This window comes from Enterocloster lavalensis, from assembly GCF_046603895.1.
GTDB lineage: Bacteria > Bacillota > Clostridia > Lachnospirales > Lachnospiraceae > Enterocloster > Enterocloster lavalensis.
Genome location: NZ_CP176637.1, coordinates 4,642,942 through 4,657,763, shown reverse-complemented (window position 1 = coordinate 4,657,763; position 14,822 = coordinate 4,642,942). Strand labels below are relative to the sequence as shown.

Annotated in this window: 14 protein-coding genes; 4 read left to right on the top strand and 10 right to left on the bottom strand. The window is 55.8% G+C overall.

The window, feature by feature from the left end; translation table 11 throughout:
• Window positions 1-17: 17 nt before the first annotated feature.
• A complete protein-coding gene (locus tag ACK2JC_RS20820) occupies window positions 18-1,307 on the bottom strand; it encodes a sugar ABC transporter substrate-binding protein (RefSeq protein WP_368271336.1) in 1,290 nt (429 codons plus the stop codon).
• Between the two features lie 291 nt (window positions 1,308-1,598).
• Between ACK2JC_RS20820 and ACK2JC_RS20815 the strand changes: the two genes are divergently transcribed.
• The 4 genes from ACK2JC_RS20815 to ACK2JC_RS20800 all read left to right on the top strand — a co-directional run bounded on the left by ACK2JC_RS20815 (window position 1,599) and on the right by ACK2JC_RS20800 (window position 5,326).
• Window positions 1,599-2,315: a FadR/GntR family transcriptional regulator gene (locus ACK2JC_RS20815; protein ID WP_227167930.1), complete on the top strand. Its 717-nt coding sequence runs from the start codon at window positions 1,599-1,601 to the stop codon at window positions 2,313-2,315.
• The gene (locus ACK2JC_RS20810) at window positions 2,312-3,112 is read left to right on the top strand and encodes a helix-turn-helix domain-containing protein (protein ID WP_118756026.1); all 801 of its coding nucleotides are present in this window, start codon (window positions 2,312-2,314) and stop codon (window positions 3,110-3,112) included. Before ACK2JC_RS20815 ends, ACK2JC_RS20810 begins: the two co-directional genes overlap by 4 nt.
• 99 nt (window positions 3,113-3,211) lie before the next feature.
• Complete coding sequence (locus ACK2JC_RS20805) at window positions 3,212-4,561, top strand: MATE family efflux transporter (RefSeq protein ID WP_092372070.1); 1,350 nt, start codon at window positions 3,212-3,214, stop codon at window positions 4,559-4,561.
• A 171-nt stretch (window positions 4,562-4,732) separates the two neighbouring features.
• Window positions 4,733-5,326: an NYN domain-containing protein gene (locus ACK2JC_RS20800; RefSeq protein WP_320938357.1), complete on the top strand. Its 594-nt coding sequence runs from the start codon at window positions 4,733-4,735 to the stop codon at window positions 5,324-5,326.
• Window positions 5,327-5,415: 89 nt separating this feature from the next.
• Here the strand turns inward: ACK2JC_RS20800 and ACK2JC_RS20795 are convergent, their stop codons facing one another.
• The 9 genes from ACK2JC_RS20795 to ACK2JC_RS20755 all read right to left on the bottom strand — a co-directional run bounded on the left by ACK2JC_RS20795 (window position 5,416) and on the right by ACK2JC_RS20755 (window position 14,799).
• Window positions 5,416-5,817, bottom strand: coding sequence for a Rid family detoxifying hydrolase (locus ACK2JC_RS20795; RefSeq protein ID WP_320938356.1), 402 nt, complete (start codon window positions 5,815-5,817; stop codon window positions 5,416-5,418).
• A gap of 18 nt (window positions 5,818-5,835) precedes the next feature.
• Window positions 5,836-7,356, bottom strand: a complete 1,521-nt coding sequence (locus ACK2JC_RS20790) for an AbgT family transporter (protein ID WP_320938355.1) — start codon at window positions 7,354-7,356, stop codon at window positions 5,836-5,838.
• 288 nt (window positions 7,357-7,644) lie between these two features.
• Window positions 7,645-8,955, bottom strand: a complete 1,311-nt coding sequence (locus ACK2JC_RS20785; RefSeq protein WP_368271337.1) for an amidohydrolase — start codon at window positions 8,953-8,955, stop codon at window positions 7,645-7,647.
• Window positions 8,956-8,969: 14 nt separating this feature from the next.
• Window positions 8,970-9,635: a transcriptional regulator gene (locus tag ACK2JC_RS20780; protein WP_092367205.1), complete on the bottom strand. Its 666-nt coding sequence runs from the start codon at window positions 9,633-9,635 to the stop codon at window positions 8,970-8,972.
• Between the two features lie 338 nt (window positions 9,636-9,973).
• Complete coding sequence (locus ACK2JC_RS20775; protein ID WP_092367202.1) at window positions 9,974-10,342, bottom strand: VOC family protein; 369 nt, start codon at window positions 10,340-10,342, stop codon at window positions 9,974-9,976.
• A 25-nt stretch (window positions 10,343-10,367) separates the two neighbouring features.
• The gene (locus ACK2JC_RS20770; RefSeq protein ID WP_092367199.1) at window positions 10,368-11,153 is read right to left on the bottom strand and encodes an SIMPL domain-containing protein; all 786 of its coding nucleotides are present in this window, start codon (window positions 11,151-11,153) and stop codon (window positions 10,368-10,370) included.
• A gap of 159 nt (window positions 11,154-11,312) precedes the next feature.
• Complete coding sequence (locus tag ACK2JC_RS20765; protein WP_107436409.1) at window positions 11,313-12,503, bottom strand: phosphopentomutase; 1,191 nt, start codon at window positions 12,501-12,503, stop codon at window positions 11,313-11,315.
• Window positions 12,504-12,729: 226 nt separating this feature from the next.
• Window positions 12,730-14,223 carry a tripartite tricarboxylate transporter permease gene (locus ACK2JC_RS20760; protein WP_302325610.1) on the bottom strand — a complete coding sequence of 498 codons (1,494 nt, stop codon included), beginning with the start codon at window positions 14,221-14,223 and terminating at the stop codon, window positions 12,730-12,732.
• Between the two features lie 81 nt (window positions 14,224-14,304).
• Entirely contained in the window at window positions 14,305-14,799 is a 495-nt protein-coding gene (locus tag ACK2JC_RS20755; protein ID WP_276952515.1) for a tripartite tricarboxylate transporter TctB family protein, read from the bottom strand.
• Window positions 14,800-14,822: the final 23 nt, after the last annotated feature.

The following is a 14,822-nucleotide window of genomic DNA, read 5'->3' as shown; positions in this document are numbered from 1 at the left end:
CGCCCGCTGATTCGTTGTCATTGTTTTGCCAGTAATTCGTCCACCTGCTTGCCTGCCAGTTCCATGGCCTCCGACGCGCTGATCTCGCCCATAACCGCCTTTGTAACAGCGTCCGCCATGGCCTTCTGCACTTCCTCCCAACAGATGATGGAGGGTTTGAATTTCGCCATGGGTTCCATTGCCGCAAAGGGAGCCACCATCACGTTGCTGGGGTCGGTAAACTCCGGAATCTCCTTGAAGTAGCTCTGCTGGTTGGGAACAAATCCGGCCTGGTTGATCACCTGGCCCTGGTACTTGGCGGTGTGCCAGAATTCCAGCCATTTGGCAGCCGCTTCCTGGTTGCCGGTGTTGAACACCAGGTCCACATCCATGACGCCCAGGGAATACCGGGAACCGTTAGGCCCTGCCAGGGGCTCCGTGATCTCGGCCCAGCTGTAGTCCTCCCCCGCTTCCTTAAGCGCCGCCAGACCCTGGGCGTTGTGGAAATAAGCCGCCGCGATCTGGGTGGTAAAGTTGTTCTGGGTGCTGTTGATATCGGCCTGTCCGTAGTCCGGCACCGCGTATTTGGCCAGATCCACATACATCTGTAAGGCGGCCACGCCGTTCTCATTGTTGAAGCCGTTGGCCGTGCCGTCCGCGTTCATCACGTCCGCATCGTAAGCCCAGAGAATGGGCAGGAAGCAGTCCAGAGTGTTCTTGGGATGGCCCGCCACCATGGCGTAGGCGTATTTTCCGGAGGCGGGATCGGTCAGCTTCTCCCCGTCCGCCAGAAATTCCTCCCAGGTGGTGGGAAGCTTCTCGATTCCCGCGTCCGCCATGCGGTTCTTATTGAACAGCATGCCGCGGATGGACATGTAGGACGGCATGGCCCAGAGCTCTCCGCCCACCTTGCACACGTCCAGGGCAGCGGGTGAAAAGTCGTCGTAAAGCTCCTTGCTGATCAGGCTGTCAATGGCCACCGTGTACCCGGCCTCCTTGAACTGCTGGGTCCAGGACGAGAAGCCGTACATAGCGTCCGGCATGTTGCCGCCCTCGGCCAGGGTTAAAATCTTCTGATACGCGTCGCTGTAGGCCCAGCTCTCCAGCTTCACCTCGATGCCGGTCTCATTTTTGAATTCCGCCGCAGCCTCCTTTAACAGCTCCATACCGGTGTCGCCCAGGGTAACGTAGGTGATGACCGTGCCCTCGCCCGCCTTTTGCGCCTCGGTCTGGGCCGCGCTCCCGCCTTCCGCCGTACTCTCCCTCCCGCCGTTGCGCCGGTGGTGGGCGCCGCCGTGTCGGCCGGAGCCGAAGTTCCGGAAGAACAACCGCCCAGAGCGGCCAGCATCGCTACGGAAAGGATCACAGAAACAGACTTCCTCAGTTTTCTCATAGGTTACTTCCTCCCATCAAATTTAGTGTCTTTATTATATCGGTTTTCCTTGAGATTGTATTTACATTTTTTGACATGATTTTTTACAAGTTTTAAACGAACTTCTTGTAAACTGTATAGATTTTCCCGTTTTCCCGCCATATTTTATGTAATATTTGAAAAATATACCTCCATATGATATAATCATCATATGATTTCGATGATCCGTGGAAGGAGGGATTCAGTTATGCCGGTACAGAGAATCAAGCTGTCCGACCAGGTGGCGGACCAGCTGCGCGCCATGATCACAGCCAAGCAGTACCGCCCAGGCGAGAAGCTTCCGGTGGAGTCCGAGCTGGCGGCGGAATTCGGCGTCAGCCGCATCACCGTCCGGGAAGCCATGCACAAGCTGGACGTCATGGGCATCGTGGAGGTCCGCCAGGGGGCCGGCACCTTTGTGCGGGAGATCACGCCCGCGGCCTACATCAAAACTTTGCTCCCTATGCTGAGCATGGACAACAACAGCCTGAAGGACATTTTCGAGATCCGCCAGATCATCGAGTGCAAATCCGCGGAGCTGGCCGCCTTAAACGCCACCGCAGAGGACTTAGCCCAGGTGAAGCTGCCCCTGTCCAAGATGCCGGAGGCCGCCCGCACCGGCAAGCTGCGCCAGTACAATGAGCTGGACCTGCAGTTTCACTACGCGGTGGCCAAGTGCACCCACAATCAGATTCTGATTACCATCCAGGAACTGCTCAGCGACCTGGTGGAGGGCTCCATCAGCATGGGCATCACGCCCTTAAACGCCCTGGAGCACTCGGTGATCTTCCACCGCAAGATCTACGAGGCCATCGCCAAGCACGACAGCGTCAGCGCGGCGGGCCTGATGAACGCCCACATTGAGGGCGGCGTCAACTATGCCAAGAACATTATGCAGGATAACTACGGAAAGGAGCGCTCATGATACAGGACATCCGCCTGACCGGCTATGATTTTCTGGACAAGCCGCTCCTGCCGCTGGCCGGGGGGCAGAACTTTCACTTATTCTACGTGTTCGACGGGAGCGGCGTGCTGATCGTGGACAGCAGCAGCCACACCTGCTCCAGGGACAGTTTATTCCTGTTCCCCTCCCTGGAGGTGGCCGTGCCCAGTCCGGGCAGCCGTTCCACCCTGACCATCCTGCACCTGCCCTTCACCTGCCCTTCCCCCCGCATGGGTGCGGAGATCGCCCGCCTTCCCAGACTGCTGCCCGCCTCCCCGGAGCACCGCAGCCTGGTGATGGAGATTCTTCACGAGTGCATTTTAAAGCGGCCCCTGTACGAAGCTCTCTGTTCCCTTTACCTGGAACAGCTGTTGATCCCCCTGGCCGCGGCCTCGTACCGCACAGGCCGGGGCTTCTCCCGCGGCCCCCGGATCGCCCGGCGTCCCGAGGGGCCTTTGGCGGAGGCCTGCGCCTACATCGACCGCCATCTGGGGGAGGACTTATCCTCGGACATCCTCTGCGAAGCCTGCCGGGTGAACGCGCGCCAGCTGAACAGCCTGTTCAAAAAGACCTTCAACCAGTCCACCATCGAGTACATCGGGAACCGTCGTCTGGCCAGGGCCCGGGAGCTGTTGTGCTTTTCCCGGGATTCCGTCACCCGGATCGCCGAGTCCACGGGCTTTAAGTCCGTCCACTATTTCAGCCGCGTTTTCAAGGAAAAGGAGGGAATTCCCCCCGGCGAGTACAAAAAGCGCATCGCCCGCTCCCTGACGCTCTGACTTTTCTTGACTTTCCTATGATATACTTGTACAATAGTCCTCGTGCATTGGGCGACTGCAATCGATTCGCCGTTCAAAGGAAAAAGGAGTATTATATCTATGACACAAGAAAACAAAATGGGCACCATGCCCGTCAACCGCCTGCTCGTCACAATGTCTTTACCCATGGTCATCTCCATGCTGGTCCAGGCCATGTACAACATTGTGGACAGCATCTTCGTATCCATGATCAGCCAGAGCGCCCTGACCGCCGTGTCCATGGCGTTCCCCGTTCAAAACCTGATCATCGCCGTGTCCGCCGGAACCTGCGTGGGCGTCAACGCTTTGCTCTCCCGTTCGCTGGGCGAGCACAACCAGAAAAATGCCGACTCAGCGGCCGCCAACGGCGTATTTTTGGCCTTCCTGGGCTTCGTGGCCTTCGCCCTGTTCGGCCTGTTCGGCTCCCGTCTCTTCTTTGAGAGCCAGACGGACAACCAGGAGATCATCCGCCTGGGCACCCAGTATCTGCAAATCTGCTGTATTTTCAGCATGGGCATCTTCGGGGAAATGATGTTCGAGCGCATTTTACAGTCCACCGGGCGGACCATCTACAGTATGATCACCCAGGGCACCGGCGCCATCATCAACATCATTCTGGACCCCATCCTGATCTTCGGCCTGATTGGCTTCCCCAGGATGGGCATCCAGGGCGCGGCCGCGGCCACCGTGTTCGGACAGATCGTAGCCATGCTGTTGGCGCTGATGTTCAACGCTACCAAGAACCACGACGTCACCATTCGTTTCAAAGGCTTTACGCCCAACGGACGCACCATCCGCCTGATCTACGCCGTGGGCGTGCCCTCCATCATCATGCAGTCCATCGGCTCGGTGATGACCTTCGGCATGAACAAGATTCTCATCGCCTTCTCCGAGACGGCGGTTGCGGTGTTCGGCGTGTACTTCAAGCTCCAGAGCTTTATCTTCATGCCCATTTTCGGTCTGAACAACGGCATGATTCCCATTGTAGCCTACAACTATGGCGCGAGAAGCAAAAAGCGTATCATGGCAACGGTGCGCATGAGCATCTATATCGCGGTGGGCATCATGCTCATCGGCCTGGTGGTGTTCCAGCTGTTCACCCGGGACCTGCTCATGATGTTCCAGGCGGACGAGAACATGCTGGCCATCGGCGTGCCCGCCCTGCGGATCATCAGCCTCAGCTTCCTGTTTGCCGGGTACTGCATCATCGTCGGCTCCGTGTTCCAGGCCCTTGGAAACGGCGTCTACAGCCTGATCGTGTCCATTGCCAGACAGTTGGTCTGCATCCTGCCCCTGGCCTACTTTTTCGCCCGGGAGTTCGGACTCCACGCGGTCTGGTACTCCATCCCCATCGCGGAGATCACCTCCGTGATCCTAAGCACCATCCTGTTCCGCAAGATCTACCTGGAAAAAATAAAAGTTTTGGACTGAAAATCATAACAGTTCAGACGGCTCATCTTCTTGACCGAAAAAGCTCGGCCAAGAAGCATCGGATGTCCATCCGATGTGAAAATTGACACGAAAATCCGCTTACAATCGAGCTTGACGCGGCTTCCCGCGCCAATTTTCCCGCCGTCTGAACTGTTACTGAAAATCTATGAAATGGACGGTGTGCGCGCCATGACCTGCGAATACCTGTTGGTGGACGGCTACAACATTATATTTGCCTGGCCCGAGTTAAAGGAGCTGGCCGACGTCAACCTGGACGGGGCCAGGACCAAACTTCAGGACATCCTCTGCAATTACCAAGGCTACAAGAAATGCCAGGTGATCCTGGTGTTCGACGGCTACAAGGTCAAGGGCAATCCCGGCGAGGTCATCCGCTACCACAACATCCACGTGATCTTTACCAAGGAAGCGGAAACCGCGGACCAGTACATCGAGAAGGTGACCCAGCAGATCGGCCGGCGCTACCAGGTGGCCGTGGCCACCTCGGACAAGCTGGAGCAGGTGATCATCCTGGGAAAAGGCGCTCTGCGCCTGTCGGCCCGGGACCTGCAAAAGGAGATCAAAGAGACCAACGACGAGATCAATCTCCGCCACTTAAAACAGATCCCTTCCAAAAAGAACCGCCTCTTCGACAACGTGGACCCTCAGCTTCTGGCCTACCTGGAGGACATCCGGCTGGACCGGGTGAAGGAGAAAACGGAGGAGAAGAGGGATGGGAAGGGGAAGAAAAAGAAGAAAAAGCGGTGAAACTTAAAATCCCCGGCCAATGGCCGGGGCACCCAACATCATATTCGTTCAAAACGGACGGCGCGGCTTTTGCTGCGCCGTCCTCTGTCTCATCCGGTCTGCCCGGATTTTTCGGCCTTCACGGCCACCAGCTCCACCTCCAGCTTTGCACCGAAATGCAGGTCGTTCACCTGCACCACCGATCTGGCCGGGCGGTGACCGCCGAAAAATTCCTTGTAAATCCGGTCCACCCGGTCCCAGTCGGCGATATCGGAGACGTAAACGCCCGCCCGGAGCACATGATTTAAGCTGCTGCCGGAATCCGCCAGCACCTGCTTAAGATTGTGAAGCACCAGCCTGGCCTGTTCCTCCACGCTCAAATCCGCCCTGGGAATCCCCTCGACGTCGATGGGCAGCTGGCCGGACAGAAAGATCAATCCGTTCCACTCCACCGCGTGGGAGTAATGCCCCCTGGGGGCCGGCGCGTTGTCCGTTATAATCTTATTAATCATTCGCTTCCTCTCCAATGCTTATAGTAAAACGCCTGCTCCCGGCCCTACTGGAATCTTAAGCAGGTACCACACCACCGCCAGAATGATCCAGGAAACGGTAAACGCGATGGAGTACGGCACCATCATGGACATGATCGTGCCCATGCCGGCATCCTTTTTGTACTGGATCGTCAGCCCCAGCACGATGGGCAGGTAGGGGAACAGCGGCGAAATAATATTCGTGCAGGAGTCGGCAATCCGGTAAAGCGCCATGGTGAACGCGGGCGAGAAGCCCAGCAGCCCGAACATGGGGATGAACACCGGAGCCAGCAGCGCCCACTTTGAAGAACCGCTGTAAAGGAACAGGTTGATAAATGCCAGGAACAAAATAAAAATCACGATCAGCGGAACGCCGTTGATTCCGCTGGCCTCCAATCCCTCTGAGCCGACGATGGCCAGAACCGTGGCAAGATTGGTCTTTTTGAAAATGCCGATCAGCTGCGAGGCGGCGAAGGCGATCACAAGGAATCCTCCCATGGACTTCATGCCTTCGGTCATGCATCGGATCACGTCCTTCTCACTCTTCAGCTTTCCGGAGGCAAAACCATATCCGGTGCCAACGATAAAAAACGCCAGGGCGATAATGGGAATAATGGGATCCATCTGTGTCAGCATACTTTTTCCCGTCTCCATATCCCGCAGCCATCCATTTTCAGGAATCGCCATTGCCGCGATGGCCGCCAGGTAGACGAGCAGCGCCAGGCCGGCCGCCTTCAGTCCCTTCACCTCAGCCGGGGACACGTCCCGGTCGGAATCATTGACCACAATATTGAGACCCTCCAGCCGCCCAAACTTGGGTTCAATGATACGGTCCGTCACAAACGTGCCGATGGGAACCAGCACCAGCGTGGAGGCGATTGCCATATACCAGTTGACCGTAACGTTCATGGGCGCGCTGGCTGTAATGGGCACAATGTCCATCACGGACAGGGAGATGCCGGACAGATTGGCATCGTGGCTTGTGATCATCAGATTGGCAAAATACCCGGAGGCGGCGGAGGCATACCCTGCCGCGATACCGACAATGGGACTGCGCCCTACCACCGCAAACAGCGCCGCTCCCAGCGCGGGCATAAACACGATCCCCGCATCCGACGCCAGATTCGACATGACGCCCACGAAAATCACCGAGGCGGTCAGCAGATACGGCGGTATTCTCAGCAGAAACTTCTTTGACAGCGCTTCAAATAACCCGGTCTTGTCCGCCACTGCCACGCCCAGCATGGTGACTAACACTGTTTTAAAGGGCGGAAATGCAATAAAATTAGCCAGTATGTTGTTGACAAACCATTGGAATCCGGCTTTGTTTAAAATACCGTTGACAACCGCCTCCTCTTTTCCCCCGGGGATGGGAACGGTAAAGCCGTTGAGAAGCTGAGCGATGACGACAATCATCACCGTCAGCATCATAAACATCGTAAATGGATGGGGCAGCTTGTTACCCACGCGCTCCACTCCATTCAGAAATTTCTGAAAACCTGAATTCTCCTTCTCTTTCATCTTTAACCCTCCTTAACAGAATCGTCAGAAATTAATCCGCGCAAACCGTGGATAAGCTCCGGCGATTATGGTATAATAAGGAAACGTATCTCTTATCGTCAACCTTCGGTTAACGACATCGTATAATAAGGAAACGTATTCCTTATCGTCAACCTTTGGTTAACGACATCGTATAATAAGGAAACGTATTCCTTATCGTCAACCTTTGGTTGAAGGTATGATACAATGAAAAAGCTGATTTCACTCGCGTTTACGTTGGTTGGCAGACCTGTTTTCGTGAATTGTGAATCAGCTTTTTTGTCTCGTTTCCTCTTCCAATCGCATCCTTATGGCGCGGCTCAACACTTCCGCCCCGATTTCCATGCACTTCTCATCAATGTCGAAACTGCCGGAATGATGTCCCGCCGCCAGACGGCTTCCAAGCATCATAACCGCCGCCTTTCCCCCGTTCGACCGGACCCGGTTCATAAAGTACGTCACGTCCTCGCAGGCGTCAAAGCTCTTTTTCTCCACAATTTTGTGAACGCCTCCGCTCCGCTCTGCGGCCGCCCGGATCACCTGCATAAGCTCCCCGTCGCTGTCGCTTCCCTCTGCGCTGCCCATATTACGGACTTCCACGGACACACCGTACATCAGCGCCGCACCCTCGCAGATTCTGCGCGCTTCCGCCTCCATATACCGGTTGATCTCAGTGGAACCGCCCCGGGTCTCAAACTTTACGATGCCGTAATCCGGGACCACATTCCGGCTGTTTCCACCGGCGCTTATGCCGCCGATGTTGATTCTGGAACTGCCGTCCCCGTGCCGTGGAATCCCCTGCATGCCGATGCAGGACGCCGCAGCGGCCAACAGAGCGCTCTTTCCCTCCTGCGGACAGATTCCGGCATGGGCCGTGGCTCCGTGAAATACGGCGTCCAACTTGCTGGTGGCCAGAAAGCCGTCGCAGCCCGTCACGATTTCACCGGTTTCCAGAGCCCGGATCCCCACGTGGAGACTGAAAAAGTCGTGCACATCGTCCACGATCCCTCTCTCCATCATCGCCCGCGCCCCGCGCATCCCCTCCTCGCCCGGCTGGAATATAAGTTTCACCGTCCCTTGCCTGCTCTGATCCTCCGCCAGAATCCGCGCGACACCCAAACCAACGGCCGTGTGAACGTCATGACCGCAGGCATGGCAGATTCCCTCGTGGCCGGATGCAAATCCCTGCTGCGCCGGCCTGTGATCCGGTTCGGCTGACTCCGTCACCTCCAGCGCATCCATGTCCACCCGAAGCGCCGCCACCGGCCCTTCCGAGCGCTTCAGAATTCCCACCACGCCGGTCTTTCCCCCGGCCATGCGCTGCATAAGCTCAGGGTCCACTCCCTCCTCTCTTGCTCTCATTTCCGCCAGCTCCAGCTGTCTGGCCGCAGGCAGCGCCGATCGGGACTCCAAATCCAGCACCTCCTCCGCCAACAGCACCTGGTAACCCCATTTTTCCAGTTCCCGGGCCACTAAAGCCGTGGTGCGGTACTCGGTCCAGGCCGTTTCCGGATGTCTGTGGATATCCCTGCGGACCCGGATCATGTACTCCGACAGGGTCTCCGTTCTTTGATCCCCCACAGAATCACCTCCTTTCATTCTTTTCGATTGCGCACTTCGTCCAAATAGTTATATATGGTATAACGGGAGACGGCCAGCTGCTTGGCCAGTTCCTCGACGGAACCCTTAATGGAAAATACTTCCTTTTCATCCAGGAAACGCACGATATCCATCTTATCCTGCCTGCTCATGGCGGACACGGGAATACCCGCGTCCGAGATGGTCCGGTCCAAAATCTGCCGCAGAATATCGCTGACTCCCTCGCCCAGCAGGTCCGCGCTCTCCTCCTTGGCTTCCAGATCGATTCCCCGGCAGAAATCGTCCATCTGCTTCTTGATCTGCATGTGACGGCTCAGATCATAGTTGATGCAGATCGCCCCCACCACCTCTCCGCTCTGGTTTCTGAGCAGAGAAGTGGAACACTTCAATAGCTTTCCATCCTTTGAGTGCTTGATATAATTATTCAGACAGTCGTTTTTCAGATAGGGCGACTGGATAATGGACATCAGATCATTAAAGGTCTGTCCCACATGCCTGCCCGTCACCTCGCCGTTCACCACCATCACAACTGAGCTTTTCGGATGGTTGAAGTCGTGAAGCACGACCTCGCAGTCCGGCCCAAAGGTCTCTCCGATCTGAATCAGCACCGGCCTCAACGCTAAAAAATACGGGCTGATCGTTTCTTTCATGTCAATCGTCATTTTTATCCCTCAATCTTATTTCAAATTTTTTAATAAGTATTTATTAAAATATTTTAAGTCAATTATATCATATATTTTTAGCAATACAATGTGAGGGGGCAAAACTTTTAAAAACAGTCCACTCCATCACATCAAAAAAACTCCATGGAATGCGCAATGCATCCCATGGAGTTTTTATAAATGCCATCCCGGCAGCCGCGTGTTTCTAAGGGAATTTTGGTAGTTGAGCTTAGACACCGGCTGTACCGTCCCCTGTTTTCAGGCAATGCCCGAAAGCCCGCGGGGCAAATCTCCGCACTCCTCCCGGAACCAGGATGGCACGAGATTCTCAGTTTCCGCTACTGCTGTACAATGTGGATCGCGAAGCCGCCGATCTCCCCCTCAAAGTAGGTGAAGAAGCACTTGCCGTTCTCATCGAACTTTTTCGTCTCCTGGATGGACTTAAAGCCCCGCTCCTCGAAGTAACGGATGGCCGCCTCCACGTCGTTCACGGAAAAACCGATGTGTCCGTGGGTTCCACGGCCGTTCTCCTTCATGATCTCCACCAGGTCGCCGTTAAAATAGGACAGCGGGGTCTCGCGGATGGGAAGTCCCATCAGCTTCAGGAAATCGCCGGCCACTCCGGCCGCCTCGCCGTCGTTTGCTGCGTTAAGCCCCACGTGGGCCACCTTCATGTCAAATAACTCTGCTGCGCTCTTGTCTGCCATTCCTTTAATCCTCCAATTTTATCATTTACTTCACGGAATAATTCAGCCGCACGGTAATGTTGGCCGTCTTAAACCGGGAACTTGTGTTGAATGAACCGCCATAGCTGTAAGACTCGGTGCCGGAATTGGTGGCCGTGATCTGGAACACGCCCAGGCTGGCGGTCAGAAGCTGATCCGTTTGCGCGCCGCAGCCCGAAGCCACCAGGTCGATGCGCTCCTTGGCATTGGCGGTAGCCTTGGTGATCAGGTCCAGTTTCAGCTCATCCAGCTTGGTGTAGTAATATTCCGGCAGGTTGGACTGAAGCTCCACGCCGGACTCGATCAGATTGGAAATGTCCCGGGAGATCAGCTCCACCTTGTCAATATCCTGGCTGGTCACCGTCATGCTCTGGGTCAGCTCATATCCGGACTGAATATCGCCCAGATACCTCCCCTCCTCATCATACTGGGACGTATAGGTGGGGGAAATGCTGACGGAGCTCAATACCATCTCATCGTCGGTCACGCCGTTGTCCCTGAGGTAGGACTTTACGATCTCCCCGTCCTTTTTGATACTGCTGTAAGCTATCCTGGGTGTATCCCCCTGCACAGAGAAGCTTCCCCGCCACACCACAAGGTCGGACTCAAAATCCACGCTGGCCGACCCGGTGGCCGTGATCCCCGTGCCCCCCGCGTTCTTCTTGTACTGGATAATGTTTCCGGTGAAAATACTCACACAGATGATTGCGCAGATACCCGCAATCAGCGCGATCAACACCGGACGATATTGCAGAAACAGGCCGCCCTTGCTGTTGTTTCCATTTTCTTCCATCCTTTTCCTCCTTCTCTCGGTATTGTTTCCTTATTATACTTTGTCATTGACCGCCAGGTCGATGATAAGAGCTATGTTTCCTTATTATACCATACCTGCTTTGGAAAAAAAGTGGCATTTTTATTAAGATTTGACAGTTCTCCGGCCTTCTGCGACGTCCTATTTCAGCTGTTCCAGAATCGAGCTGCCGATGGTTCCCTCCGGCATTTCCACGCCAAAGTTGTCGGCGATGGTGGCTCCGATCACGCCGAAGGTAGGGGCGTCCTCCAGAACCGCGGAGCCCTCCATGGACGGGGAATAAGCCAGAAGCGGCACCATTTCCCGGGTGTGGTCCGTGCCCTTGTAGGTGGGGTCGTTGCCGTGGTCCGCGGTGATCAGAAGCAGATCGTCCTCCCGCAGCTTGCCCAGCAGTACGCCCAGATTCTTGTCAAAGCGCTCCAGCTCTTCCCCGTACCCTTCAGGATTTCTCCGGTGGCCCCACAGGGCGTCAAAATCCACCAGATTTGTAAAGCACAGCCCATGGAAATCCTTCTCCGCCAGCTCGATGGTCTGCTCCATCCCGTGGACGCTGCTCTTGGATTTATATGCCTCGGTAATCCCCTCGCCGTCGAAAATGTCCTTGATCTTACCCACGCTGATCACGTCAAAGCCGCCCGCCTTCAGGGCGTCCAGAGCGGTGGGGCCGGTTGGCTTTAAGGCATAGTCGTGGCGGTTGGAAGTGCGCTTGAACTCGCCTTTTTTGCGTCCGACATAAGGCCTTGCAATGACCCGGCCCACCTTCCACTCGTCCCGCAGCGTCAGCTCCCTTGCGATCTCGCAGCAGCGGTAAAGCTCATCCAGGCCGAACGTCTCCTCATTTCCGCAAATCTGAAGCACCGAGTCCGCGGAAGTGTAGACGATCATATCCCCGGTGGCGATCTCGTGCTCCCCCAGCTCATCCAGAATCTCCGTGCCGCTGGCGGATTTATTGCCCACGATCTTGTGGCCGGTGCGGCGGCTCAGCTCATCCAGAAGCTCTTTGGGGAACCCGGTGTCCGTATATGTTTTAAAGGGCTTGGTGATATTGAGCCCCATCATTTCCCAGTGCCCGGTCATGGTGTCCTTGCCCACGCTGGTCTCCGCCAGCCGCAGCTGGTAGCCCAGAATACGCTCCGGGGACTTCACGTGTTTGAGCGGGTGAAGCCTGGCGATACCCAGCTTCGCCATATTGGGGATGTCAAATTCCGGCATATGGTCGTCGATATGCCCCAGGGTGTCGGACCCCAAATCGTCGAACCGCTCCGCATCCGGCCCGTCTCCGATGCCCATGGAATCAATCACAATGGTGAAAATGCGCTTGTATGGTTTCATTGTTGCCTCCTTAAACCGTTCTGTAAAATGTGTGCTGTCAACAGCGTTCCAAAAGAATAACAATACTATACCACACTTTTACAGAAACGCCAACCGGGAGTGTTGGCGGGGGGCGGGACGCTTCTTTTCACGGCGACCGGGCGCATTCTTGCCGGACGCACAAAAAAGGCGGCCGCCGGTGTCAACCGGAAGCCGCCAGAAATCCCGCGCCGGACAAAGAACCATTTTAACCCGCCTTTGAACGCTTGGCTTTAAAACTCTTGTAAAATGCATATCCGTACATTGCCACAAAAATCAACATGATCGCCATAGTGATGGGGCGGCCAAAGAATGCCATCAGGCTGTCCTGGTTCATGGACATGCCGCGGCGGAAATGGCGCTCCGTCATCGGGCCCAACACCAGGCCCAGAATCAGCGCCGAAGTGCTGAAATGGTATTTCTTAAAGAAATACCCGAAGATTCCTCCGAAAATCATCAGATACACGTCCGTCATATTTCCCTGGTACGCGTAGCAGCCCGTGATCGCCAGCAGCATGATAAAGGTTCCCAGCACATAATAGGGGATCTTAAGGATTTTGGCAAACATCTTCGCCACGCCCAGAGAAATGAACACCATGGTAATATTGGCCAGAATCATGGAAATGAATGTGGCGGACAGGTATTCCGGCTGGGCCTTCAACAGCATGGGCCCCATCTGGACGCCGTGAATAGCCAGAGCCGTCATCATCATGGCCGCCGCGTTGCTGCCCGGAATACCCATGGCCAGCAGCGGCACCATGGCGCCTCCGGTAGCCGCGTTATTGGCGGTCTCAGACGCTGCGATTCCGTGGGGATCGCCCTTGCCCAGCATTTCAGGATGTTTGCTGCACTTTGCTTCAACCGTATAGGACAGCCAGGAGGCGATGGTCGCGCCTGCTCCCGGCATAATGCCCACGATACTTCCCAAAACACCGGAGCGGAGCACCGTCCACTTCATCGCCAGCATCTCTTTAAGGCTCACCAGCCGGGAAATATCCGCCTGCTTGTCGCTGGAATAGGCGCTGCGGTCCGAAGGCTTGCGGATCTGGCTGAATATTTCCACCGCTGCGAACATACCCAGCATAAACGGCAGGGCCTCGACTCCGTCCAACAGCTTGGAGGTGCCGAAGGTGAAACGCGGAACCGCGGAAAAACTGTCCAGACCAATGGTGCCCAGCCACAAACCAATAATAGCGGAGGCGAAGGTGTTCAGTTTGTTGTCCTCGTCCAGGAAAATCAGAATGCTCAAACCCAGGAAGCACACGGCGAACTGCTCCGAGGAGCTGAATTTCAGCGCCAGTTTCATCAGGGGCTGGGTCAGCGCGAACATGATGATCGCGGAGGCCAGGCCGCCCAGCGCAGAGCAGATCAGGGAAATGGACAGGGCTTTGCCAGCCTCTCCCCTCTGCACCATGGGATATCCGTCCAGAACCGTGGCTGCGCTGGAGGGCGTTCCCGGAATCTTGAACAGAATTGCCGTGATACTGCCTCCGGTGATGGCCGCGCAGTACACCGCGCTTAGAAAGGCGATGGCCACCACCGGGGGCATCGAGTAGGTAAAGCCGATGCACAGCACGATAGCCATGGTGGCGCTGACTCCGGGCAGCGCCCCGAAAATAACGCCCATCAACACGCCGCCGGCGATCCACAGCAGGATCATGGGCTGAAATACCGACTGAATGCCGGTCATCAATAAATCCATAAGTATCGCTCACACTCCTTTGCAATATGTCAGTCAACCGGATGTGCGGGGCGGTTCATCCGCCCCGCGCCCGCCGCGCCCTTAAATCAGATACTCCAGCCACGAACTGAACTCGTAGATAGGCCCGATTCCCCGCGGCGGCATCACATCCAGCCCCCAGACGAATACGGCGTAAATGATGGCGGTAACCACCAGGGCGGACAGGAACATTTTTGGAATGCTGCGCATTCCCAGCAGCCAGGAAAGGCCCATGGCAAACAGGATCGTGGACAGCACATAACCGCCATAAGGCAGAAGCCATGCGTAAAAGCACACCCATACAAATGAGGCAAGCAGCTTTTTCACACCCGTTTCCTTCAGGTGAAATATTTCCGGCGAAAACCGCCGCTCCGCTTTGGGGAGCTTTTTAAAAATGGTATAGGTTTTCGCGGCAAAGATCAGAATGGCGAACACAATCAGCATCATCGGCCAGTATCTGGCCCCAAAGTACCCCTCCCAGATCTCAATCTGGCCGGAATAGATGAACATGGCGATGAAGAAGATCAAAAGCCCGCCGTTAAACAGTAATTCCCCCATGCTTCTCTCCCTTTCTGAGGTAT